This is a genomic window from Thiocapsa marina 5811 (genome assembly GCF_000223985.1).
Lineage (GTDB): Bacteria > Pseudomonadota > Gammaproteobacteria > Chromatiales > Chromatiaceae > Thiocapsa > Thiocapsa marina.
Map to the genome: position 1 here is coordinate 98,786 of NZ_AFWV01000015.1, position 21,723 is coordinate 120,508.

At 64.7% G+C, this 21,723-nt stretch carries 19 protein-coding genes; 12 read left to right on the plus strand and 7 right to left on the minus strand.

Annotation, left to right across the window (positions count from 1 at the left end; genetic code table 11):
- Positions 1-252 precede the first annotated feature (252 nt).
- The 3 genes from THIMADRAFT_RS20160 (at position 253) to folK (ending at position 5,127) form a co-directional block, all read left to right on the plus strand.
- On the plus strand, positions 253-3,699 hold the full coding sequence (locus THIMADRAFT_RS20160; protein ID WP_007194952.1) for an acyl-[ACP]--phospholipid O-acyltransferase: 3,447 nt from the start codon (positions 253-255) through the stop codon (positions 3,697-3,699).
- A gap of 181 nt (positions 3,700-3,880) precedes the next feature.
- A complete protein-coding gene (locus tag THIMADRAFT_RS20165; RefSeq protein WP_007194953.1) occupies positions 3,881-4,387 on the plus strand; it encodes an Hsp20/alpha crystallin family protein in 507 nt (168 codons plus the stop codon).
- 122 nt (positions 4,388-4,509) lie between these two features.
- The gene (folK, locus tag THIMADRAFT_RS20170) at positions 4,510-5,127 is read left to right on the plus strand and encodes a 2-amino-4-hydroxy-6-hydroxymethyldihydropteridine diphosphokinase (protein ID WP_007194954.1); all 618 of its coding nucleotides are present in this window, start codon (positions 4,510-4,512) and stop codon (positions 5,125-5,127) included.
- A gap of 44 nt (positions 5,128-5,171) precedes the next feature.
- Here folK and THIMADRAFT_RS20175 read toward each other — a convergent pair whose 3' ends face one another.
- A complete protein-coding gene (locus THIMADRAFT_RS20175) occupies positions 5,172-6,455 on the minus strand; it encodes a DNA cytosine methyltransferase (protein ID WP_007194955.1) in 1,284 nt (427 codons plus the stop codon).
- A gap of 299 nt (positions 6,456-6,754) precedes the next feature.
- Between THIMADRAFT_RS20175 and pabB the strand changes: the two genes are divergently transcribed.
- A complete protein-coding gene (gene pabB / locus THIMADRAFT_RS20180; protein WP_007194956.1) occupies positions 6,755-8,134 on the plus strand; it encodes an aminodeoxychorismate synthase component I in 1,380 nt (459 codons plus the stop codon).
- Between the two features lie 109 nt (positions 8,135-8,243).
- On the opposite strand, the gene THIMADRAFT_RS20185 is transcribed toward pabB, so the two are convergent.
- The 3 genes from THIMADRAFT_RS20185 to THIMADRAFT_RS20195 form a co-directional block, all read right to left on the minus strand.
- Positions 8,244-8,687 carry a hypothetical protein gene (locus THIMADRAFT_RS20185; RefSeq protein ID WP_139052922.1) on the minus strand — a complete coding sequence of 148 codons (444 nt, stop codon included), beginning with the start codon at positions 8,685-8,687 and terminating at the stop codon, positions 8,244-8,246.
- 67 nt (positions 8,688-8,754) lie between these two features.
- The gene (locus tag THIMADRAFT_RS20190) at positions 8,755-9,348 is read right to left on the minus strand and encodes a hypothetical protein (protein ID WP_139052923.1); all 594 of its coding nucleotides are present in this window, start codon (positions 9,346-9,348) and stop codon (positions 8,755-8,757) included.
- A 1,109-nt stretch (positions 9,349-10,457) separates the two neighbouring features.
- A complete protein-coding gene (locus THIMADRAFT_RS20195; protein WP_007194959.1) occupies positions 10,458-12,032 on the minus strand; it encodes a bifunctional GNAT family N-acetyltransferase/carbon-nitrogen hydrolase family protein in 1,575 nt (524 codons plus the stop codon).
- Between the two features lie 365 nt (positions 12,033-12,397).
- Here THIMADRAFT_RS20195 and THIMADRAFT_RS20200 point away from each other — a divergent pair, with 365 nt between their 5' ends.
- The 6 genes from THIMADRAFT_RS20200 to sdhB all read left to right on the plus strand — a co-directional run bounded on the left by THIMADRAFT_RS20200 (position 12,398) and on the right by sdhB (position 18,262).
- Positions 12,398-13,396 carry a zinc-dependent alcohol dehydrogenase family protein gene (locus THIMADRAFT_RS20200; RefSeq protein ID WP_007194960.1) on the plus strand — a complete coding sequence of 333 codons (999 nt, stop codon included), beginning with the start codon at positions 12,398-12,400 and terminating at the stop codon, positions 13,394-13,396.
- A gap of 4 nt (positions 13,397-13,400) precedes the next feature.
- Positions 13,401-14,024 (plus strand): metallophosphoesterase family protein, encoded by a 624-nt coding sequence (locus THIMADRAFT_RS20205; RefSeq protein ID WP_007194961.1) that lies wholly within the window; start codon positions 13,401-13,403, stop codon positions 14,022-14,024.
- The gene (locus tag THIMADRAFT_RS20210) at positions 14,021-14,875 is read left to right on the plus strand and encodes a tRNA 2-thiocytidine biosynthesis TtcA family protein (protein WP_007194962.1); all 855 of its coding nucleotides are present in this window, start codon (positions 14,021-14,023) and stop codon (positions 14,873-14,875) included. The genes THIMADRAFT_RS20205 and THIMADRAFT_RS20210 overlap by 4 nt, the downstream gene beginning before the upstream one ends.
- A gap of 116 nt (positions 14,876-14,991) precedes the next feature.
- On the plus strand, positions 14,992-15,624 hold the full coding sequence (locus tag THIMADRAFT_RS20215; RefSeq protein ID WP_007194963.1) for a succinate dehydrogenase: 633 nt from the start codon (positions 14,992-14,994) through the stop codon (positions 15,622-15,624).
- Complete coding sequence (sdhA, locus tag THIMADRAFT_RS20220) at positions 15,621-17,510, plus strand: succinate dehydrogenase (quinone) flavoprotein subunit (RefSeq protein WP_007194964.1); 1,890 nt, start codon at positions 15,621-15,623, stop codon at positions 17,508-17,510. The genes THIMADRAFT_RS20215 and sdhA overlap by 4 nt, the downstream gene beginning before the upstream one ends.
- Positions 17,507-18,262: a succinate dehydrogenase iron-sulfur subunit gene (gene sdhB, locus THIMADRAFT_RS20225; protein WP_007194965.1), complete on the plus strand. Its 756-nt coding sequence runs from the start codon at positions 17,507-17,509 to the stop codon at positions 18,260-18,262. The genes sdhA and sdhB overlap by 4 nt, the downstream gene beginning before the upstream one ends.
- On the opposite strand, the gene THIMADRAFT_RS20230 is transcribed toward sdhB, so the two are convergent.
- From THIMADRAFT_RS20230 to THIMADRAFT_RS20240, 3 genes are all read right to left on the minus strand, one after another.
- The gene (locus THIMADRAFT_RS20230) at positions 18,237-18,737 is read right to left on the minus strand and encodes a bacteriohemerythrin (protein ID WP_007194966.1); all 501 of its coding nucleotides are present in this window, start codon (positions 18,735-18,737) and stop codon (positions 18,237-18,239) included. The two genes, sdhB and THIMADRAFT_RS20230, sit on opposite strands and share 26 nt — an antisense overlap.
- 168 nt (positions 18,738-18,905) lie before the next feature.
- On the minus strand, positions 18,906-19,361 hold the full coding sequence (locus THIMADRAFT_RS20235) for a hypothetical protein (RefSeq protein ID WP_007194967.1): 456 nt from the start codon (positions 19,359-19,361) through the stop codon (positions 18,906-18,908).
- A gap of 57 nt (positions 19,362-19,418) precedes the next feature.
- Positions 19,419-19,721, minus strand: a complete 303-nt coding sequence (locus tag THIMADRAFT_RS20240; RefSeq protein ID WP_007194968.1) for a hypothetical protein — start codon at positions 19,719-19,721, stop codon at positions 19,419-19,421.
- Between the two features lie 191 nt (positions 19,722-19,912).
- Between THIMADRAFT_RS20240 and THIMADRAFT_RS20245 the strand changes: the two genes are divergently transcribed.
- Both THIMADRAFT_RS20245 and aroG read left to right on the plus strand, forming a co-directional pair.
- Positions 19,913-20,509, plus strand: a complete 597-nt coding sequence (locus tag THIMADRAFT_RS20245; RefSeq protein WP_007194969.1) for a histidine phosphatase family protein — start codon at positions 19,913-19,915, stop codon at positions 20,507-20,509.
- A 71-nt stretch (positions 20,510-20,580) separates the two neighbouring features.
- Positions 20,581-21,633, plus strand: coding sequence for a 3-deoxy-7-phosphoheptulonate synthase AroG (aroG, locus tag THIMADRAFT_RS20250; RefSeq protein WP_007194970.1), 1,053 nt, complete (start codon positions 20,581-20,583; stop codon positions 21,631-21,633).
- The last annotated feature ends 90 nt before the right edge of the window (positions 21,634-21,723 follow it).

Genomic DNA, 21,723 nt, shown 5'->3' on the forward strand with positions numbered 1-21,723 from the left:
AGCTCGGCGCTGGACGCGATTCAGAAAATGAACCCGCTTTGCTTTTTTCTGTCGCGCCGCGCGTTTCTCCGGTGATATTGCTCGCTCGCCGGGATTGCTCATGACACCGCTCACGCGGTGTCACGCCTCTCTTGGCGCTCCGCGCCGGGTGCCGCTTCGGCCGGAGTGATGCACGAGGCCCGTCCGCGGCAATCACGCGGTCCACAGGTCAGAACGACAACAATCTCGGTCGACGCCAGGGGGCGCATTCGCATGGGTCAGCTCTTCCGCATCACCGGTTTCGTCGCCTATATCGGCATGATCTTTCTCAATGCCTTCGTGGACTTGGGTCACAAGATCATCATCCAGAATACGCTCTTCAAGACCTATGACGGCGATGCCCAGATCCTGCTGACGGCGATCGTCAATGCCCTGATCCTGCTGCCCTTCGTCCTGCTGTTCACGCCGTCCGGCTACCTCGCGGACCGTTTCCCCAAGCATCTGGTGATGCGCGCGAGCGCTTGGGTGGCGGTCGCCGTCACGCTCGCCATTACGCTCTTCTATTATCTGGGCTGGTTCTGGGCGGCCTTCGCCATGACGTTCCTGTTGGCGGTGCAGAGCGCCTTCTATTCCCCGGCCAAGTACGGCTATATCAAGGAGCTGGTCGGCAAGGAGGCGCTCGCCTCGGCCAACGGCTGGGTCCAGGCGACGACCACCACGGCGATCCTGGCGGGGATCTTCTTCTTCTCGATCCTCTTCGAGGGACGTCTGGCCGGCACGAGCTACACCACGCCGGACGAGGTGATGGGGATGATGGCGCCGATCGGCTGGGCACTGGTTGCCGGCGCCTTGATCGAGGTCGTGTTGGCCTACCGTCTGCCCGTGCGCGCGCCCGGCAGCGAGATGCGATTCGTCTGGCCGGATTACGCCACCGGTCGTTATCTGCGAAACAATCTGCACGCCGCTTGGGACAACCAGGTGATCTGGCTCTCCATCGTGGGGCTGGCGGTCTTCTGGTCGATTGCGCAGGTGATCCTCGCCGCCTTCCCGGCGTTCGCAAAGGAAACGCTCGGCGAGACCAACACAGTAGTGATTCAAGGCGTTCTCGCCTGCTCAGGGATCGGCATCATCCTGGGCTCGGTCGTCGCCGGGCGGGTCTCGCGCAATCACATCGAGACCGGTCTGATCCCGGTCGGTGCGCTCGGCGTGGCGGCGGCGCTCTTTGTCCTGCCGGGACTGGGATCGGCTTGGGCGCACGGGCTGAACTTTCTGCTGCTCGGTTTCCTCGGCGGTGTCTTTCTGGTGCCGCTCAACGCCCTGATCCAGTTCAATGCCGGCGAGACAGGGCTCGGGCGCGTGCTCGCGGCCAACAACTTCATCCAGAACATCGTGATGCTGAGCTTCCTCGGACTCACGGTACTGGCGGCCTATCTGCAGATCGGCGGTTTGACGGTGATGCTCGCGCTCGCCGTCGTCGCGCTCTGCGGGGCCATCTACACCCTCTATCAGCTGCCGCAGTCGATGGTGCGCTTCCTGATGATGCGCGCCATGTCGACCCATTATCGCCTCGACGTGATCGGCTTGAAGAACATGCCCGCCCAGGGCGGCGTCTTGATGCTCGGCAACCACATCAGTTGGGTCGACTGGGCGATGGTGCAGATGGCCAGCCCGCGGCCGGTGCGCTTCGTGATGGAGCGGGTGATCTACGAGCGCTGGTATCTGCGCTGGTTTCTGGATTTCTTCGGTGTGGTGCCGATCTCGGGCGGGCGCAGCCGCGAGGCGATCGAGACCGTCTCTCGGTTGCTCGACGCCGGCGAGGTGGTCTGCATCTTCCCGGAAGGCACGATCAGCAAGAACGGGCAGCTCTCCGAGTTCAAGCGTGGCTTCGAGAAATCCGCCCGCGCGGCCACGTCCGGCATCATCCTGCCCTTCTACCTGCGTGGTCTGTGGGGGAGCCGCTTCTCCTATGCCAAGGAGAAGCTCAAGGCCAGTCGCAGCGAGGGCCGAACCCGCGACGTGCTGGTCGCCTTCGGCCGGCCGCTGTCACGCGAGGCGAGCGCGGAGCAGGTCAAGCAGGCGGTCTTCGAGCTCTCGGTGACCTCCTGGCAAACCCATATCGCGACCCTGCCGACGCTCCCCGCGGCCTGGCTCGCGGCCGCGAAACGGCGTCTCGGAGAAGTGGCCGTGATCGACTCGATCGGGACGCGCCTGACCAATCGGCGCCTGATCGCGGCGGTCCTCTTGTTCGCACGCCGGATCAAGCGTCTCGCCCCGGAGCCGGCCGTCGGCATCCTGTTGCCCGCGAGCAGTGCCGCGGCCATCGCCAATCTGGCCGCACTGCTCGTCGGCAAGCAGGTAGTCAATCTGAACTACACCGCGAGCAGCGAGGCGCTCCTGGCCGGGATGCGCAACGCCGGCGTGCGCCATGTGATCACCTCGGATCGCTTCCTGGCCAAGCTGCAACAGCGCGGGATCGACCTGGACACGGTTTTCGCGGAGGCGACGCTGCATCCGATGGAAGGGCTGCGCGCCGAGATCGGCAAGGCGGAGGCGCTGGCCTTCCTGGGTATAGGCATCCTACTGCCCGCAGGGCTCTTGCTCCGGCTCTTCGGACGGCCCGGTCGCCCAGACGACACCGCGGCCATCCTCTTCTCCAGCGGCAGCGAGGGCACGCCCAAGGGGATCGAGCTCAGCCATCGCAACATCATGGCCAACGTGCGCCAGATCGCGGATGTGCTCAACACCGAGCCGGGCGATCTCATCCTCGCCAACCTGCCGCCCTTCCATGCGTTCGGGCTGACGGTCACCACCTTCTTGCCGCTGCTCGAAGGTATCCCGATGGTCTGCCATCCCGATCCCACGGACGCGGTCGGCACCGCCAAGGCGATTGCCCGTTATCGCGCGACCGTGTTGTGCAGCACCTCGACCTTCCTGCGACTCTATATCCGCAATCAGCGTGTTCATCCCCTGATGCTCCAGTCCGTGCGTGTCGTGGTCGCCGGCGCGGAACGGCTCGCCCCGGAGGTGCGCGACGCCTTCGCGCTCAAGTTCAACAAGCCGATCTACGAGGGCTATGGTGCGACCGAGACCACGCCGGTCGCCAGCGTCAACGTCCCGGACGCACTCGAGACCGAGACCTGGAAGATCCAATCCGGCTCGCGTCCCGGCACCGTGGGTCTGCCGCTGCCCGGCACCAGCTTCCGCATCGTCGACCCCGAGACCCTGGCGACCCTGCCGCCCGGCGAGGATGGGCTGATCCTCATCGGCGGTGTTCAGGTGATGAAGGGCTATCTCAACGACCCGGAGAGGACCGCGGACGCGGTGGTCGAGCTGGACGGCCAGCGCTGGTACAAGACCGGAGACAAGGGCCATCTGGACCCGGACGGCTTCCTCACCATCGTCGATCGCTATTCGCGCTTCGCCAAGCTGGGCGGGGAGATGATCAGCCTGGGCGCGGTCGAGGATCAGATCCGCCGCATCCTCGCCCAACCCGAGCTGGAGCTGGCCGCCGTCAACCTCCCCGACGAGCGCAAGGGCGAGCGCATTCTGCTTTTGGTGGCCGGCGAGATCGATGCCGATGGCCTGCGCAAGCAGCTGCTCGAGGCCGGGATGAATCCGCTGAGCATCCCCGCCGAGGTGCTGCAGGTCGAGGGGATCCCCAAGCTCGGCAGCGGAAAGACCGACTTCGGCGCGGCCAAGCGGCTGGCGCTGGCCGCTTGAGGCGGCAGCCCCCGGGATCGTCGACTTGCAGTCGACCTCTTCCGCCGATTTGAAGGCCAGCGGCCCAAGCCCGACGCCGGCACTGGTCGACTGCGCTGCGATTGTCCAGGGGCCGGTCCGATGAGCAGGTTCGGGCCTCTGAGCTATACTTTAAGTGGGAATAGAGGACAGGAGGACTGCCATGAAAACCAAGAGCAAAGCGATTGGCGAAGCGGTCCCGCGTCGGGAGACGACACTCTTCGACGAGATGGATCGCGCCTTCGATGATCTGATGTTGGGCGGCACGCCGCGCGGCTGGCGCCATGGGTGGATGCACCCGTTCCGGGAGATGTGGCCGGAGTGGGCGCGCCTCGAGCAGACGGTGGAGATGACCCCGCGGGTCGACTTGATCGATCGCGAAGATGAGGTCTTGGTGCGCGCCGAGGTGCCTGGCGTCGAGAAAAAGGACCTCGAAATCGAGCTGGTCGGCCAGGTGTTGACGCTCAAAGGCGAGCGCAAGCATGAGGAGACCGAAGAGAAGGGCACCTACTACCGGTCCGAGATCGCGCGCGGCAGTTTCGTGCGGTCGCTGCGACTGCCGGAGAACGTGGACCTGGAGAACGCCAAGGCCGAGTTCAAGGACGGCGTGCTCGAGGTCCATCTGCCGAAGACCGAAAAGACGGAGCGTCGGCGGATCGAGGTTGCGTAGTCATAGACAAGGCGCCTGGAGCGCCCATCGCACACCATCGCGTGTGCGCCGACCGCCCCCGGTCATCCGCGAGAACGGATGTCGGGGGCGGTCTTTTTGCGGATGCGTTCGAGGCGCCCTTCATGATCCCCACTGACCTCTCCTCCGGCCGGTTGACACTCGGTGTACCGGCGACCGTCTGGATCGGCCTCGGAAGCAATCTTCAGGAGCCGGAGCGACAGGTGAGGGCGGCCCTCGGCGAGCTGGCCGCGCTGCCCGAAACTTGTCTGCGAGCCGCCTCGCGCCTGTATCGAACCGCGCCCGTCGGCCCGCCCGGACAACCCGACTACATCAACGCGGCGGCCCGTCTCAAGACCCGGCTGGCACCGCAGGCACTCCTGGCGGAGCTCCATCGGATCGAGCTGGCTCACGGCCGTCTGCGCGACGGCACCCGCTGGGGGCCGCGTATCCTGGATCTCGACATCCTCGTCTACGGCGACGCACGCCTCGACGTCCCCGGCCTGACGATCCCGCATCCGGAGATTGCCCGACGCGCCTTCGTGCTCGTCCCGCTGGCCGATGTGGCGTCGCCCGATCTTGCGATTCCGGGTGTCGGGATCTTGGCCGAGCTGCTCGGGCGCTGCGGGCGCGACGGGGTGGAGCCTTTGGTTGACCAGGCGGCAAGCGTGGACCTGTCCCCGATCGGGTCGGGCGCCACCGGGCGCCTCGAGGAACGCAGTAAGACCAACTGGGGCAAGTAGGGCGGGGCTCTCACGCTCACCGCACTGGTCTTGTCCGGTCTGCGCTACCCTTGCGCGACGAACGGGCCCTCTGCTGCGCATTCGGTTTCTCGGCGGTCGGGCCGGGGGAGGCTCGGCACCGGTTTGATGTCCTCGGCCCGGAGGCTTGTGCCGGGCAGCACGCAGTCCGCGACCTCGGGCTTCTCGCCCGTGAACATCCACTCGACGACATGAGCGAGCTGGTAAGAGATCAGCGGCGGGACCGCATCCCCGATGTGGCGGTACTGATTGGACAACGACACGCCGCCGAACCGGAATTGCTCAGGAAACCCTTGAAGGAGTGCGAGCTCCCGGAGGGTGCAGAGTCGATGCTGCTCCGGATGGCTGTAGCGTCCGTTGCCGACGTGTGCGCATTCGCGCTTGATCGTGACCGCCGGTCGGTTCCATGCCATGCGTCCGTAGACATCCGGGTGGGATCCGAAGTCTCGGGCTGCGACGCAGCGTTTCATCGCGGGCGTCATGAGGCGGTCAGCGTCTCGATGGTCCCGAAGATCGATCCACGAGCCTCCGTCGACAGGGATCGCATGCAGGCGAGCGAGCGTTGCGTCGTTCATCCCGGGCGAGACGTGGAAGGGATCCTCCGGGTGGCGCGCTCCCGCGGTCACCGGCGGCAGGTGACCGATGCCTCGGCGCACGTGGGTGGCCGTGCGCTCGACCTCGTAGCCGTGCCAGAGGTCTTCGAGGCCCTTCGCGCCGATCGGGAGGCGTGTTGCGATCACCAAGGCGCGCTCCCGTCGCTGGGGGAGGCCGAATCTGTCCAGCATATGGATCGTCGCGCGCACATCGTAGCCCATCCGCTCGAGCTGGCGACGAAGCTCGCGGAAGTGATGCGCGAAGTTGCCCTTCAGGATCTCTCGGGCGTTCTCCATGACGAGAACTCGCGGCCTGAGTGTGCGCACCCAGTGCGCCGTGCGCAGCACCAAGCTGTTGCGGTCGTCGTCATCCAGGTGATTGTTTGGATTTGCCCGAGAGAATCCGGTGCAGGGTGGGCACGCAGACAAGACGTCCAGATCCTGCCCGCCGATGAAGTCGCGCCTCGCCGCCTCGATCAGGGTATCGTCGACCCGGCCGAGATCGATCGAGACCGGCGCAAGATCGAGATTGAGCCGAAACGTCTCGTTGCAGCCCGAGCGACCATTCCCGCTGCTTGGCTTGCCTCGTTCGCCGTCGAATGCGGCGACGACCCGAAACGACGGGTGCGCGTGGAAGCCGTAGCTCATGCCGCCTGCGCCCGAGAAGAGATCGATCAATGTGCGGCGGCGATTTTTGCTCGGGCGGAGAAGGGGCATCGACAAGACTTCCTGGTGGCGAACGAAAGAGCCCGAGTCAGGGCCGCAGGGCCTTGGGGTGGCGGCGGATGAGACGAGCGATCAGGATGTCACCGACGATCGCTGTTGCAAGCCTCCCGACCACGCGTGCCCGGACGATCTGCAGGGGATGTAGGTGCCACTCAACCGCGTCCAGAGCGAGATGCCCGCTTTCCCGGGCATCCCTTAGTGCGTCCCGACACGGCTTACAACCATGCACGGCCGGGTGTCTTGGTTCCCGGAAGTTGTCCTAAAAATCTCCAATCGCCGGATTCCGATCGATGCCCCCCAGCATACGCGAGTTTCCCTATCGGCCCGACAGCAGTCCATTCTTCGAAACCCTGCTCGGCCGCGCTTGGCCCGTCTTTCTCGATAGTGGCCGGCCCGCGAGCATGCTGGGGCGTCACGATATCCTGTGCGCGGACCCACGCGTCACCTTGGTCACGCGCGGGCATTGGACCGAGATTCGAGACGCGCACGGCGTGCGCACCTCCTCCGCGGATCCCTTCGCGTTGCTGGATGCGGCGCTTGGACCGCAGCGGCCCCGCGTTCCGGGTCTGCCCTTCCGGGGGGGCGCGATCGGCTACTTCGCCTATGATCTCGCCCGGCGACTGGAGCGCCTCCCGAGCTTGGCCGAAGACGCGGAGGGCATCCCGGACATGGCAGTCGGGATCTATGACTGGGCGCTTGTGGTGGATCACGCGCGCTGCCGTTCACGGCTCGTCGCGCAGGATCCGGCTTGCCTCGACGAGCTCTTCGAGCGGCTGATCCGCGGCCTGTCTGCCCCGGCCCCGGCTGCCGGTGTTTTCCGTGTCTTGGCGCCCGTTCGGTCCAACCTCAGCCGCGGGGCTTATCTGAGCGCATTCGACCGCATCCGGAGCTATTTGTACGAGGGTGACTGCTACCAGGTCAATTTCGCCCAACGCTTCGCTGCCCCTGCGCAAGGCGACGCCTGGCAGGCATACAAGGGTCTTCGGCGGCTGAATCCCGCGCCGTTCGGGGCCTATCTTGCGACACCCGACTGCCGAATCCTCTGCTCCTCGCCCGAGCGTTTCCTGCGGGTACGCGGCGACCGGGTCGAGACCAAGCCGATCAAAGGGACACGGCCGCGCGGGGTCCACCCCGCCGAGGACCGAGGGCTCGCGGAGTCACTGCACCGAAGCCCCAAGGATCGAGCCGAGAACCTCATGATCGTCGACCTGCTGCGCAACGATCTCGGCAAGGTCTGCGCCATCGGCAGCGTGCATGTCCCGGCGCTCTTCGAGGTGGAGAGCTATACGCGGGTTCATCATCTGGTCAGCACGGTCCGCGGGCGTCTCGCCGAGGGGCGAAACGCCGTGGATCTTCTGCGTGCCTGTTTTCCGGGCGGATCCGTCACCGGTGCCCCCAAGCTCCGCGCCATGGAGATCATCGAGGAGTTGGAGCCGCACCGTCGCGGGGTTTATTGCGGCGCCATCGGCTATCTCGGCTACGACGGTGCGATGGACACCAACATCGCCATCCGCACCCTGGTCCATTCGGCCGGTGTCATCCGACTCTGGGCCGGCGGTGGCATCGTAGCCGACTCGGACCCCGAGGCCGAGTATCGCGAAACCTACGACAAGGCGGCCCCTTTGCTTGAACTTCTGGAAAGGCTACGTCGCCGGGAGATAGAGGTTTGAGTGCCGGGACGAGGCATCTCGATGAATCCACGCGAGGGTTGTCGAACGCGGTCAGTCTCCAACTACGGCGCCGGGGCATTCGACGAAGTCGAAACCCATCCGACACATTTCATCGGACGACATCGATACGGGAGGCGAAGCAATAGCCATTGTGGCGGCGACTGTCGTCAATGATGACCAAGACGCTCTTGTTCGTGGCGAGGGCGAGCTGTGCCTGGTCCAACATCCGAAACCCTCTGACCGCATCCGTGAAGTGACCGCTGCAGCTGAAGCTCACCCAGTCGGCGAGGCATGCCGGCAAGACGTCCTGGGGATCGGCACTGAGGGCGGCCATGCAGCCGCCGTAAGTGTTGTCGGCCGTGGTCAAAACCCGATTGACCTGGGCCGAAATCATGGCCTCCGCCGCGATAACCACATTGGTGGTTAAAATGGAAAGCAGGAACGCAGCGACGACCGCTTTCTTGGTGATCGAAACAAAATTCATCGGTGCCCCCGGCATTTTTCCGCGTTTTACGTCATTGAAGAGCTGATGATGCTGAGCGTCTGGCCGCATACCCAGATAAAACTATAGGGTGACGATAGCAATCGGGGTTCGCGCTGAAACCCGCATGTCCAACTCCTCAATGCAAGGTTCCGAGTCCTTCGGTCTCGATTTGTGGCCCGACGTCCACGGGCTCCCGTTCCTGGTTTCGGTTCGGACATGGAGAATCGGCGTCGAGCTGGGCGCCGATCTCGATGACCTCGGCGGATGTCCGGGGAAGATACCAAACATCCGTTTCGTTCGCGTCTAGGGTCCAGCCGATCTGGATCGGCACTGGTTCCGAAGCATAGTAATACTCGGCGACGGGCGCATCGGCGTCGAGGGGATCCCCGATCTGCACAACGTCGGGCCCGGTGGCTCGGCCTGTCTCTTCGGCCGGGATCGGATCACTGATGTCGTGACTGCGCTGCGGTTGTGCTAGCACTTCGATTCGAAAAGTCTCTACGCCCTGTGCACCCGCGCGGAATGCCGCTTCTGCCGCCAGTGGGGCGGGTATGACCGCGGCAGCGCGATCCGGCGTCGTCGCCTCGGCGTGCGCAGCGGCGTCGCCAGCCGACGCCATCGGCTGACGGTCGATCCCCGGCGAGGTCGGTCGCACCTGCTCGTCCGGCGTCATTACGAGAACAGCAGTCGCTGCGGCAACAAGAAAGAGGGCAAGATTTCGTCGAGTCACGTTTCGGGTATCGAGGTGGTATCCGGTGAATGCTGTTCGCGTTCGTGAGTGTGGTTCGATGAGCGGGAAGCAAAACAGTGCCGACGCACACCGCTCTCATTTCAAAATCGCACGCCAGCCCCCGTGGCTCGGCAAGCACGCCCAACAGGGCTCTACCGGCGTCACCTCCCCGTCTAGCCCGATGGCGGCAATCACTTCATTCGAGAATTCACTGCATACAAGGCCGTCTCGCGTGCATGCGCGAACAGCGAGATAGTGCAGCTGTCCGGGTGTGAGTCCACTGATGACGGCGGTCGTATGGATTGTATCCACCGAGCCTACGTATACCCGGCTCGTTTGCCCGAAATGGACCTGGTATCTCGACGCTCTAGGGTCCTCTACGGGGTTCCATGTGATTCGCACATCCGCGCTGGAGCAGTCTCCGGCAAACGCAAAGCCAAAAACCGCCGTTGCAAACCACCCGAGCTTCCGCGATGTGAAGCAGCGCTCTCCACCGAATAAATCGGTATTTTCTCGATCCGCGCACGGAGACTCGAGGCGGGGTCCAAAGGCTGGCGTGATCAATCGCGGTTCCGGGGTTGTGGCACGCTCGAGCATTGTCTCGATTCCGGTCGGCTGCGCGATGGATGACTCGGCTGCAAAACTGACCGGTTGTGTCGTCGTCTTCTTGAAGACGGAAGGTTTTTAGGGTCTTGCAGCGTTAAAAGAGGCCGATTAGGCACGCGAGCACATTTCGGTGCCTGACCCTTACAGCTGTGAAATGTGCAGCAGTCGGGCCAGCATTTCAAGTCTCTGGCGCTGTGGGATCCATCGGATCGGCTGTGTAACCGACAGGCGGCGATTCCCTCGCTGCTGTTGCGGCACGGCCAGGATGCCGCTATCGAGCTGAGTCGGCGCCCGCCCGCGCGATAGGAACGTCGTCCAGCCGCCGGACAGGCACGCCCTTTCGGCGCGAGCAACCCGCACCGCGATCGCCTCGGTGGCGATGGCGAGATACGCGTCGCCTGCCAGGATAATGTCCGTATCTATTGTGAGCCCCGGCGCGCGCAGGGACAGACCAATCGAGCGGTCCCTATCGAGTGCCGGTCACCATGCATGCCATCGGCCTCTCAACGCTCCCGCCAAACGGTCGTATAGAGATCGTGCCGGCGGTCCTTCAGGTTCTGGACCGTCCCCGAGTTGCGCGCGGCCCGCAGTGCCTCGAGACGCAGATCCGCGAAGGCGACGGTCTCGACGTTCGGCGTGGTATCGGCTGCGACACCGTCGCGTGCGAAGGGGAAGTCACAGGGAGTGAGGATGCAGCTTTGGGCATACTGGATGTCCATGTTGTGGACCTTCGGCAGGTTGCCGACGTTGCCGGACATGACGACATAGCACTGGTTCTCGATCGCGCGGGCCTGGGCGCAGTAGCGCACCCGCAGATACGACTGACGCTCGTCGGTGCAGAAGGGTACAAAGACGATGTTGGCGCCCTGATCCACCAGATGACGGCCGAGCTCCGGGAACTCGGCGTCGTAGCAGATCAGGACACCGATGGGGCCGCAGTCGGTGTCGATCGCGTTCAGGGAGTGGCCACCCTCGATGTTCCACCAATAGACCTCGTTCGGGGTCGGGTGGACCTTGGGCTGCTCGTGCACCTCGCCGCTGCGCAGACAGACGTAGCAGACGTTCTCGACCCGACCGTTGGGCATCCGCGTGGGGTGCGAGCCGCCGATGATGTTGATGTTGTAGCGCACCGCCATGTCGCGCAACGCCTCTTTGAGCGGGTCGGTGTACTTGGTCAGGGCCTCGATCGACTCGGCGGGCGAGAGTTCCTGATCCTCCATCGAGAGCAGCTGCAGGGTAAAGAGCTCGGGGAAGACGACGAAGTCCGCCCGATAGTCGGCGGTGACGTCGACGAAGTAGCGCACCAGATCGGTGAACTCCTCGAACGAGCCGACCCGTCGCTGCATATATTGCACGGTCGCGACCCGCACGGTGTCGGGCAACCGGCCGCCGTAGCTCTTGGCGCGCTGCTCTTCCTTCTCGTCCGGTGCGTTGGGATTGCGCCAGACCAGATGAACCGCGTATCCCTCTGACTCTTTATCCTCCGGCAGGTAGCGCGGCAGCAGTCCCAAGACCTCGAAGCCGTTGCGCATCTGGAAGGTCAAGACCGGGTCGCGCAGTCGGTTCGCTTTGACCTCTTCGAGATAGGCATCGGGAGTCCCGTATCGACGCAGGCGCTTGGCGAGCGAGGGGATGCGACCGCCGAACACGATGCCCTTGACGTCCCATGAGCGAGCCAGCTTCTTGCGCTCGTCGTAGAGGCGCTGGCCAAGCCGCAAACCGCGATAGTCCGGGTCCACGCAGACCTCCATACCGTAGAGATAGTCCCCGTTCGGATCGTGACGCGAGGCGTATCCGCCCCCGGTGATCTCGTTCCAGGTGTGCGGCTTGAGCGCGACATCGCCGTTGATGAGGAAGGTGGCGCAGTAGCCGACGATGGTGCGTTCGTATTCGGCGACGAACTGTCCCTCGGGGAAGTTGTGGATCTGACCCAGAAGCATGGCTCGCGAATAGGTCCCCATTCCGCTGGCCCGATAGACACGCGATACCAGGCTGCGGATGTGCGGGATGTCTTTGACGCGGGCGTTGCGCACGATCAAAGGCGGTTTCGGGTGCTTGGTCTTGGCCGTGCTGGACATGCGGGATACTCCGATGTGGTTGCTGGGGATCGAGGCAGGGTTCTGCTCGGCTCCGGGTCGGGTTCTCGGCAGGGTTCTCGGATTGTGTCGAACCAGTCGATGGGGCTAGCATGCCCCCCGAGCGTTCCCGTCGGTAGTGGATTCGGAAGACTTAAGCCGCGTCCGGAGCGCGATGCTGACTTCCGAGTGAGCGCGTCGTTTGGTGCATCCACGGCCCTTGGCGGAGGATGCGGTTTAAAAGTCTATATTTTTTAAAATCTTAAACCGCGCCGGGTCTAACGGTCGTCAAGTCTGGCGGAGCCGATCCCATCCAAAAACATCGCATACCGCGCTGGGCGCGGTTTAAGACACGAGGTGAAACGTCCATGAAGGCAATCGAGATGCGCGAGACCGGCGGGCCCGCCGTCCTGCAACTGGTCGATCGGCCTCGTCCCGAGATCGGCGGGCCGGACGACATCCTGGTCAGGCTCAAGGCCGCCGGTGTGAATCCGGTGGATACCAAGATCCGCAGCAACGGCACGTTGGTGCCGAACGGGTTGCCGGCGGTCTTGGGCTGCGACGGGGCCGGCGTGGTCGAGGCCGCGGGCGAAGCGGTCACGCGCTTCAAGCCGGGCGACGAGGTCTGGTTCTGCTGGGGCGGGATCGGCGGTCCGGTCGGGAACTATGCCGAGTATATCCTGCTCGACAATCATCTGGCGCAGGCCAAGCCGCGCGAGATCGGCTTCGTCGAGGCCGCCGCGGCGCCCTTGGTGCTGCTGACCGCCTGGGAGGCACTGCACGATCGGGCGCGTCTCGTCGAGGGACAGCGCGTTTTGATCCACGCCGGTGCAGGCGGGGTCGGGCATGTCGCCATTCAGCTCGCAAAGGCCGCGGGCGCGCGTGTCTGCACGACCGTGAGCAGCCCGGAGAAGGCCGACTTCGCCCATGCCCTCGGCGCCGAGTACTGCATCAACTACAAGGAAGAGGACCTTGTCGAATCCGTGATGGCGTGGAGCGAAGGGCAGGGCGTGGATATCGCGCTGGATACCGTCGGCCCCGAGGTCTTCCGCAAGACCGTCCCGGCGATGGCCCACTACGGTGACCTGGTGACCATCCTGGATCCGGGGCCGGATCTGGATCTGAAGGAAGCACGGGTACGCAATTTGCGGATCAGCCTCGAGCTGATGCTGACCCCGATGCTTCGGGATCTGCCGCGGGCACGCACCCATCAGGGCGAGATCCTGCGTCGCTGCGCCAAGCTGATCGACCGAGGTGACCTGCGCATCCATGTTTCCGAAACCTTCCCGCTCGCGCAGGTTCAGGAGGCGCACAAGCGTCTCGAGACAGGGCATGTGACCGGCAAGCTTGCGCTGACGATGGATTAGGGCGATGGGTTCCGGTGCTGCGGGGTTAGTTGCTCGGGTTCCCGGCCGCAGCCTGAGACTTGCGATCCTCTCCGACACGCACGGCGATCTCGATGCGCGCATCGAGCACCTGGTCACGACCTGCGATCTGGCGATCCACGGCGGGGACATCGGCAATGCCGATATCCTCGCCCGGATGCAGCCCGGCCTCGGACGCGTCTTCGCCGTGTTCGGCAACAACGATGTCTCGCGCCAATGGCCGGAGCGGGATCATGACCTCTTGCGTCAGCTCCCGGAATGGCTTGAGCTCGCGCTGCCGGGCGGGCGCCTGGTCGTGATCCACGGCCATCGGGGTCCTGCGCGCGACCGCCATGCGCGGCTGCGCGCCCGCTTCCCGACGGCACGGGCGATCGTCTACGGGCACAGCCATCGGCTTGTTCTGGACATGGAGACGGTGCCCTGGGTCTTGAATCCGGGTGCGGCCGGTCGGACCCGGACCTACGGCGGGCCCTCCTGTCTGCTCCTGACCGCCGGCGAAACCGATTGGCAGGTCGAGGTCCATCGGTTCCCCTTTCTCTCGACGCGCCGCGCCAAGGCCCCGGTTTTGCCACGTCAAGCCGCACGGGCCGCGAAGACGACCCACGTATGAGACACTCCGAGCGCAATCAACCCAAACCACCGAAGTCCCTGCTGCGGCTCGTCGGCCGCGCCATCGCGGATTTCCGTATGATCGGCGAGGGTGATCGGATCCTGCTCGGCGTCTCGGGCGGCAAGGATTCGCTCTCGCTTCTGCACATCCTCAAGCACCTGCAGACCTATGCCCCGGTGCGCTTCGAGCTGGCGGTACTGACCGTCGATCCGCAGGTGCCTGGATTCGATCCGGAGCACCTCAAGGGTTACTACGAAGACCTGGGCGTGACTTGGTTCTACGAGCAGCAGCCGCTGATGGATCAGGCCAAGGAGCACATGGACGGCGACTCCTTCTGCGCCTACTGCTCGCGCATGAAGCGCGGCATCATGTACCGCATCTGCCGCGAGCAGGGCTACGGCGTGCTTGCCCTGGCCCAGCATCTCGACGATCTGGCCGAGAGCCTGCTGATGTCGCTCTTCCACGGCGGCCAACTGCGGACCATGAAGGCCCACTATCTCAACAACGAAGGCGACGTGCGCATCATCCGCCCGCTGGTCTATTGCCGCGAGCGCCAGACCGCGGACTATGCCGAGCGTGCCGGCCTCCCGGTCGTCCTGGACTCATGCCCGGCCTGCTTTTCCATGCCCACCCGTCGCGAGCATATGAAGGCCCTGCTGGCCCGCGAAGAGGCCGATCACAGCCATCTCTTCGCCAACATCCTGCATGCGATCAAGCCGATCATGGTTGAAGGCGAGCTGCCCGGGGAGCCGCCAGCCGCCAGCCTCCGGCTGCCAGCCTCCAGCGGCAGTCGAAGGCGATCCGTCGCGTCGAGCATGGAGGGCGGCCGGAAGCCGACGTCTCACACCTAGCGGTCGGCCGCATCAGTCTGTCCTACGGACCAACATCACGCCGGACTGAGCCCGATCAGATCTTCGACGACCCGATCCGGTTAAGCTGTCCCCTGATCCCTGCTGTCCGATCGCTCATGTCCGCATCCATCGAGAATCCGCATTTTCTCCTGCGTCGTCTGCACTCCCTGCTTGGTCTGCTTCCGGTCGGCGCCTTTCTGATCTTCCACCTTTGGGAGAACTCTCAGTCGCGCTTCGGTGCGGAGCATTACAACGAGCATGTCGTTGCGGCGCTCAAGGGCATGAATTATCTGCCCTTGATGGAGATCTTCGTGATCGCGCTGCCGCTGCTCTTCCATGCCGGCTACGGGCTCGTGATCACGGCCCAGATGCGTGCGGAGCTCGCTCGGTACAGCTACGCGCGCAATCGGCTCTACTGGATGCAGCGAATCTCCGGCATCGGCATCCTGCTCTTTCTGCTGCAGCATGTGGGGATGACGCGGATTGCGGGGACCTGGGATCCGAGCGTGGGCGATGATCTGTTCGGCCATATGCAGGCGATGTTGAGCCAGCCCTGGATGCTCGGACTCTATCTGGTCGGTCTGCTGCTCTCGGTCTTTCATCTGGCCAATGGGCTTGCCTCGATGGCGATCGTTTGGGGGGTCACGACCTCGGTCCGCGCCCAAACGCTGTTCGGTTGGGTCTGCGTCCTGATCGGGGTCTTGTTGGCGGCGATGGGCATCCATGGCCTGATGGGGTTCCTGTCATGAGCAAGCCGAACGTCATCGTGATCGGGGGCGGCCTGGGCGGGCTCTGGGCGACGCTGCGGATCGCGGATGCGGGTTTTCCGGTCACGCTCTTCTCCCTGTTCGAGGTCAAGCGCAGTCACTCGGTTTGTGCGCAGGGCGGCATCAATGCCGTGCTCGACACCAAGGGGCAGCACGACTCGATCGGCCAACACATCATCGACACCATCAAGGGCGGCGAGTATCTGGCGAATCAGCCGCCGGTGAAGGCCATGTGCGAGGATGCACCGGGTCTGATCCGCACCTTCGAGCGCATGGGCGTGACCTTCTCGCGCACGCCCGAGGGTCTGCTCGATCAGCGTCTCTTCGGCGGCGTGAAGAACAAGCGGACCTGCTTCGCCGGCGCCAGCACGGGGCAGCAGCTCCTCTATGGCGTCGACCAGCAGGTCAGGCGATTCGAGTCCGAAGGCAAGGTCGTCAAGCACGAGTGGTGGGAGTTTCTGTCTCTGCTGCTGGATGCCGACGGCATCTGTCGCGGCATCGTGGCGATGGATCTGAAAAGCCTGGAGGTGCGTGCCTTCGCGGCCGACGCGGTCGTCGTGGCGAGCGGCGGCATGGGCCAGCTCTATGCGCCCAAGAGCACGACCTCGACCAACTCGACCGGCGCCGCGGCGAGCCGCTGCTACCGACAGGGCGCCTGGATGGCCAACGCGGAGTTCTTCCAGTTCCATCCCACGGCCATGATGGGGCACGACAAGAACCGGCTGATGAGCGAGGCGGCGCGCGGGGAGGGCGGGCGCATCTGGGTGCCGAAGACGCCCGGCGACCGGCGTCCGCCCAAGACCATCCCGGAGGCCGAGCGCTTCTATTTCCTCGAGGAGTTCTTCCCCGCCTACGGCAACACGGTCGCCCGAGACGAGGCGGCGCGCGCCATCTGGACCGTGACGCGACAGATGGGGCTGGGCATCGGCGGTGACGGCGGCGACCGGGTCTATCTGGATCTCACGCACCTGGATGCGGCATTCATCGGCGCGCGTCTGGGCGCCATCCTGGAGATCTATCGCAAGTTCGCCGGTGTCGACCCGATGACCGAGCCGATGGAGATCTTTCCGGCGGCCCATTACGGGATGGGCGGCCTTTGGGTCGATTTCGAGCGCTCGGCCGACGGCGGCATTCAACCCGACAGCCCACGCAATCACGCCACCAACATCCCCGGACTCTATGCCTGCGGGGAGTGCGACTACGCCTATCACGGGGCCAACCGACTCGGTGCCAACTCGCTCCTCTCGGCGAGCTACTCGGGACGCGTTGCCGGAGAATCGGTGGTGAGCTATCTCAAGGGGCTCGGCTCGGATCGCAGAGCGCTGGCCCCGGCGATCCCGCAGGCCGAGATCGCGCGCCAGCAGGCGATCAACGCCGATCTCATGCGGGCCGAGGGGTCGGATACGCCTTATCGGATTCAGAAGGAGCTGGGTGCACTGATGACGGCCAAGGTTGGCGTGGTGCGCTCGAACCCGGAGCTTGAATCCGCCCTCGGCGAGCTTGCGGTGCTGCGCGAGCGCCTGCGCAACGCCCGCCTCGGGGAGTCGAGCACCTGGTCGAATCAGAGTCTGGCCTTCGCGCGCCAGCTCGGCGACATGATCGAGTTGGCCGCCGTGGTGACCAAGGGCGCGCTGGCACGCGACGAGTGTCGCGGTGCCCATTACAAGCCGGCCTTCCATATCCCGATCCCGGAGGGGAGGTTTGCGGGCGACCCCGAATTCGAGGCGTACCGCGATCGCTGGCATGCAAACAACGCGCAGTGGCTCAAGACGACCATCGCCGAGCATACCGATGACGGACCTCGACTGAGCTACCAGGAGGTGGATCTGAGCGTCTATCCGCCGACCGAGCCGAGGGACTACCGATGACCGAGCAGTCGATCCATCTGCGCATCCGCCGCCAGGACCGTCCCGACAGCACGCCCTATTGGCAGGAGTTTGTGATTTCGGGGCGTGCGGACCACAACATCGTCTCGCTGCTGATGGCGTTGCGCGAGAACCCGGTCACGATCTCGGGCCAGCGGGTCGATCCGGTCGTCTGGGAGCACAACTGCATGGAGGAGGTGTGCGGCGCCTGTGCCATGTTGATCAACGGCGTCCCGCGGCCCTCCTGCTCGGCACTCGTTGCCGAGTTGGATCAGCCGATCCGGCTGGAGCCGTTGCCGAAGTTTCCGGTCGTGCGCGATCTGCTGGTCGATCGCACTCGGATCGACCAGGGCCTTAAGCAGGTCAAGGCGTGGATCAAGATCGACGGCGTTTGGGATACGCACGAAGGCGCCCCGCGCATCGGACCGAGCGAGTGGGCGGCGAACTATCTCTACAGCCGCTGCATGTCGTGTGGCTGCTGCATGGCCGCCTGTCCGCAGTTCGGGGCACACTCGGCCTTTCTCGGCCCGGCGCCGCTGGCTCAGGCGCGGCTGATGAACGCCCATCCGACCGGGCGTTACGATAAGACCGAACGTCTGCACGCCATCATGGCCGAGGGCGGCTTGAGCGATTGCGGCAATGCGCAGAATTGCGTCCGGGTCTGCCCCAAGGAGATCCCCTTGACGACGGCGATCGGCGAGCTCGGGCGTCAGACCACGGTGCAATTGCTCAAGGATATCTTCGGGCCGCGTTGAGGCGGGACCGCTCCTCGACGTCATGGGGGTGGTCCGGAGCGGGTAAGTGGTCTTCGATCTCGTGAAATGCCTTCGCGAAATCGCGATCCGCGCCCAGGATGTGGTCCAGGATCCAGTCGCGCGCGTTGTCCTGCGCCTCCTCGTCGAAGACGTCGATGCCCTCCGCGCGCCAGCGGCGGAGCTGATCGGTGTACTCGGCCATCAAGAGCGCATGCTCGGTACGGTGCTCGGCGATGTCCTCGTAGCCGACCGTCTGCATCAGTTCCTCTTCACGTTTGAAGTGCTCCCGCACGGCCTCGCCGAGATCGCTCAGGGCGTCGATCAGGGCGTAGGCGTCGCCGGAGCGTCGCGGCGATGCCTCGGGACCGAAACGGTGGCAGATGTCTGCGAGATGCTCGATCAGCCCTCGATGCTCGGCATCCAGGACATCGATATTGAGAGACCATTCGTCGTGCCAAGCCAAAAGCCTTGTCATCGGGTCCTCCGTCGTCCAGTCGGCGCCGCGGTATCCGGGCGCCGAAGGGTCGCGCTCGCCTCAGGGACGGGCGCAGGGTCCGCTGTGTCGTCCAGACCGAGGGACGTCTTGTTGTTGTCGTGCTCTCTCCGGTTGCGGCCTATCCCCGGTCTCGGCCGCGCACCGGCTCTAAGCGGGGCGTTTTAGAGTCAACACCCGCGGGGTCTGTGTCGGTCCGTCCGTGTTTCGCCGGCGCTCGAGCATCTGCTTGATGACCGCTTGGATTTCTCCGATCAGCCGCGTCTGCGTCTCCCGTAGATCCCTAAAATAATAGACGATCTCGCAATCGACGGGGTTCGAAATGGACTCCCGTCCGACCGCCGGTCGCCAGGCGATCCGGATCAGGCGACCGCCCTCGCCGTCCTGGTAGGCATAACCGCCGTGGCTGTCGACGAAGACCACCTCCTCGCGATCGACGACGGCCTGATACTGCATGGAACGTATCGGGATGAAGACGGCGCTCCCGGTGCTGCGTCGCAGAAGCAGCTGCAGCCCGTTGTAGAGCGTTGCCGGGATCCGCGTCTGCTCATGCGCGACCGCCTCGTCGGGTCGAAAGAAGGTCTCGCGCGTCAGATAGTCGGCCATGTCGGAATGCCCCGCCGATCCGGATGTCGATCGCCCGCCCCGCGGAGCGGCATCTGCTCAGTCGCTGTCGCCGAGCTCGGGATCCCAGCCGGCTGCGCGTGCCTTTTCGATTGCTGCCGAATAGATCCGCTCATGCCGTTCGCGCAGCTCGGGGGGGAGCCTGGAGACGAGATGGCCGTAGGGGTGCCATGCCTCCGTGACCTTGTCGTAGAGATCCTCGATGCCTTGAACGGTCCAGCCCTCGCAGGTCTGATCCTCCGGGAGGATACCGAAGACCCAGGCGTCTCGGATGATGTTGGCGGTCGGGGTCATGGCGCCGCCTTCCTGCTTGTCGATGCCTTCGTAGATCTTGCTCTTCATAAGGTCTGTCTCGGTTGAAATCCGCTACACTCTAGCGCCTTGCCTCTCCGACCGCTACGTCGGCCGGCGGCCGAACCGGCGGGCCGCATCCCGCGCGTTGCACCGTCGATACAGCGGCCGGTATCCGCGGGCGGTCGGTCGAACCTTTCGCGTCGGGCACAACCGACGCGATCCACCGAGCGAGTCTGCCCATGTCCGAGATCCTGGTCGATCTGATCCGTCACGGCGAGCCCCTCGGCGGTGCGCGCTATCGCGGCAACGGGACCGACGATCCGCTGAGCCCGGTGGGCTGGTCGCAGATGAGCGATGCGCTCGGCGCGGCGGCGCCCTGGGATCAGGTCATCAGCTCGCCGATGTCGCGCTGCCGTGTCTTCGCCGGGGATCTCGCCGGTCGACACGGATTGCCGCTGGTTGTCGATCCGAGCCTGATCGAGGTCGGCATGGGCGCCTGGGAAGGACGTGCCCGCAGCGCGGTTGCCGAGGAGGAGCCCGAACGCTTTGCCGCCTTCTATCGCGACCCCGTCGCGGAGCGCCCGGCCGGTGCCGAGCCGCTCGAAGGTCTGCTCGAGCGCGTCTCGGATGCCTACGCGCGTCATCTGGCCGCCTATCCGGGTCGCCGGCTGCTCATCGTCTGCCACGCCGGGGTGATGCGGGCGCTGGTCGGGCATCTGCTCGGTGCCGATGCGCGCCGCTGGTACCGCATCCGGATCGACTACGCCGGGCTGGTGCGGGTCCGCCACGGGCGTCTGGGTCCGAGCATCGAGTGGGTTAACGCGCGAAGGCTATGAGCATCGAGACGAGGAGACCGGATCGATTGGGCTATACTTAACGGCTTTCGACGCCGTTGTAATCCCAGACCATGCAAAAGACCGACGATCTGCGCATCCGCGAAATCAAAGAAGTCCGCTCCCCGAGCGCGTTGCACGAGGAATTCCCGATCTCGGAGGCGGCAGCGGAGACCGTCTATTCCACGCGCCACGCCATTCAGCAGATCCTCCACGGTCGGGACGATCGTCTGCTGGTCGTCGCGGGTCCCTGCTCGGTTCATGATCCCCGCGCCGCGCTCGAGTACGCCGAGCGTCTCAAGATCCTTCGCGACGAATTGAGCGATCGCCTGCTGATCGTCATGCGTGTCTATTTCGAGAAGCCGCGGACCACGGTCGGCTGGAAGGGTCTGATCAATGATCCGAATCTGGACGGCAGCTTCGAGATCAATCAGGGGCTCGGCATCGCCCGCAAGCTCCTGCTGGACCTCAACGGCATGCAGATCCCGGCCGGGACCGAGTTCCTCGATCTCATCAGCCCGCAATACATCGCCGACCTGGTCAGTTGGGGTGCGATCGGTGCGCGCACGACCGAGAGCCAGGGCCATCGCGAGCTGGCCTCCGGCCTGTCCTGTCCCGTCGGCTTCAAGAACGCGACCAACGGGGACGTGAAGGTCGCCATCGACGCCATCCATGCCGCGGCGCGTCCGCATGTCTTCATGTCGGTCACAAAGGAAGGCCAATCCGCGATCTTCAGCACCACCGGCAACGTCGACACCCACATCATCCTGCGCGGCGGCCAACGGCCGAACTACGATACCGAGAGCGTGAGCATCGCCGCGGAGCAGATCATCGAGTCCGGTCTGACCCCCAAGATCATGATCGACTTCAGCCACGCCAACAGCCGCAAGCGCCCGGAAAAGCAGATCCGGGTCTGCCAGGACGTGGCCGGCCAAATCGCCCGCGGGGATCGCGGCATCATGGGTGTCATGATCGAGAGCCACCTGGTCGGGGGGCGGCAGGACCTGGGCTCGAGCGACGGGATGGTCTTCGGTCAAAGCGTCACCGACGCCTGTATCGGCTGGGACGATACGGTTCCGATGCTGCATGAGCTCGCGGATGCCGTCATGCGCCGACGCGCACTCTAGCCGGAAATCGCCTAAACCGCGTCAAGAGCGACATGCGTCATTTTCGTGTTGTGTTTGGCTTCGGAGATGTCCTCGATCTCGGTGAGACGC

Bases quoted from the DNA above. Each gene is read 5' to 3' on its own strand.
- THIMADRAFT_RS20185 (WP_139052922.1), bottom strand. From the start codon at position 8,687: ATGCGGCCAGACGCTCAGCATCATCAGCTCTTCAATGACGTAAAACGC.
- THIMADRAFT_RS20175 (WP_007194955.1), bottom strand. From the start codon at position 6,455: ATGCCCCTTCTCCGCCCGAGCAAAAATCGCCGCCGCACATTGATCGAT.
- THIMADRAFT_RS20160 (WP_007194952.1), top strand. From the start codon at position 253: ATGGGTCAGCTCTTCCGCATCACCGGTTTCGTCGCCTATATCGGCATG.
- aroG (WP_007194970.1), top strand. From the start codon at position 20,581: ATGCAAAAGACCGACGATCTGCGCATCCGCGAAATCAAAGAAGTCCGC.
- THIMADRAFT_RS20195 (WP_007194959.1), bottom strand. From the start codon at position 12,032: ATGTCCAGCACGGCCAAGACCAAGCACCCGAAACCGCCTTTGATCGTG.
- THIMADRAFT_RS20235 (WP_007194967.1), bottom strand. From the start codon at position 19,361: ATGGCCGACTATCTGACGCGCGAGACCTTCTTTCGACCCGACGAGGCG.
- folK (WP_007194954.1), top strand. From the start codon at position 4,510: ATGATCCCCACTGACCTCTCCTCCGGCCGGTTGACACTCGGTGTACCG.
- THIMADRAFT_RS20205 (WP_007194961.1), top strand. From the start codon at position 13,401: ATGGGTTCCGGTGCTGCGGGGTTAGTTGCTCGGGTTCCCGGCCGCAGC.
- sdhA (WP_007194964.1), top strand. From the start codon at position 15,621: ATGAGCAAGCCGAACGTCATCGTGATCGGGGGCGGCCTGGGCGGGCTC.
- THIMADRAFT_RS20230 (WP_007194966.1), bottom strand. From the start codon at position 18,737: ATGACAAGGCTTTTGGCTTGGCACGACGAATGGTCTCTCAATATCGAT.
- THIMADRAFT_RS20210 (WP_007194962.1), top strand. From the start codon at position 14,021: ATGAGACACTCCGAGCGCAATCAACCCAAACCACCGAAGTCCCTGCTG.
- THIMADRAFT_RS20200 (WP_007194960.1), top strand. From the start codon at position 12,398: ATGAAGGCAATCGAGATGCGCGAGACCGGCGGGCCCGCCGTCCTGCAA.
- THIMADRAFT_RS20215 (WP_007194963.1), top strand. From the start codon at position 14,992: ATGTCCGCATCCATCGAGAATCCGCATTTTCTCCTGCGTCGTCTGCAC.
- THIMADRAFT_RS20245 (WP_007194969.1), top strand. From the start codon at position 19,913: ATGTCCGAGATCCTGGTCGATCTGATCCGTCACGGCGAGCCCCTCGGC.
- pabB (WP_007194956.1), top strand. From the start codon at position 6,755: ATGCCCCCCAGCATACGCGAGTTTCCCTATCGGCCCGACAGCAGTCCA.
- THIMADRAFT_RS20165 (WP_007194953.1), top strand. From the start codon at position 3,881: ATGAAAACCAAGAGCAAAGCGATTGGCGAAGCGGTCCCGCGTCGGGAG.
- sdhB (WP_007194965.1), top strand. From the start codon at position 17,507: ATGACCGAGCAGTCGATCCATCTGCGCATCCGCCGCCAGGACCGTCCC.
- THIMADRAFT_RS20240 (WP_007194968.1), bottom strand. From the start codon at position 19,721: ATGAAGAGCAAGATCTACGAAGGCATCGACAAGCAGGAAGGCGGCGCC.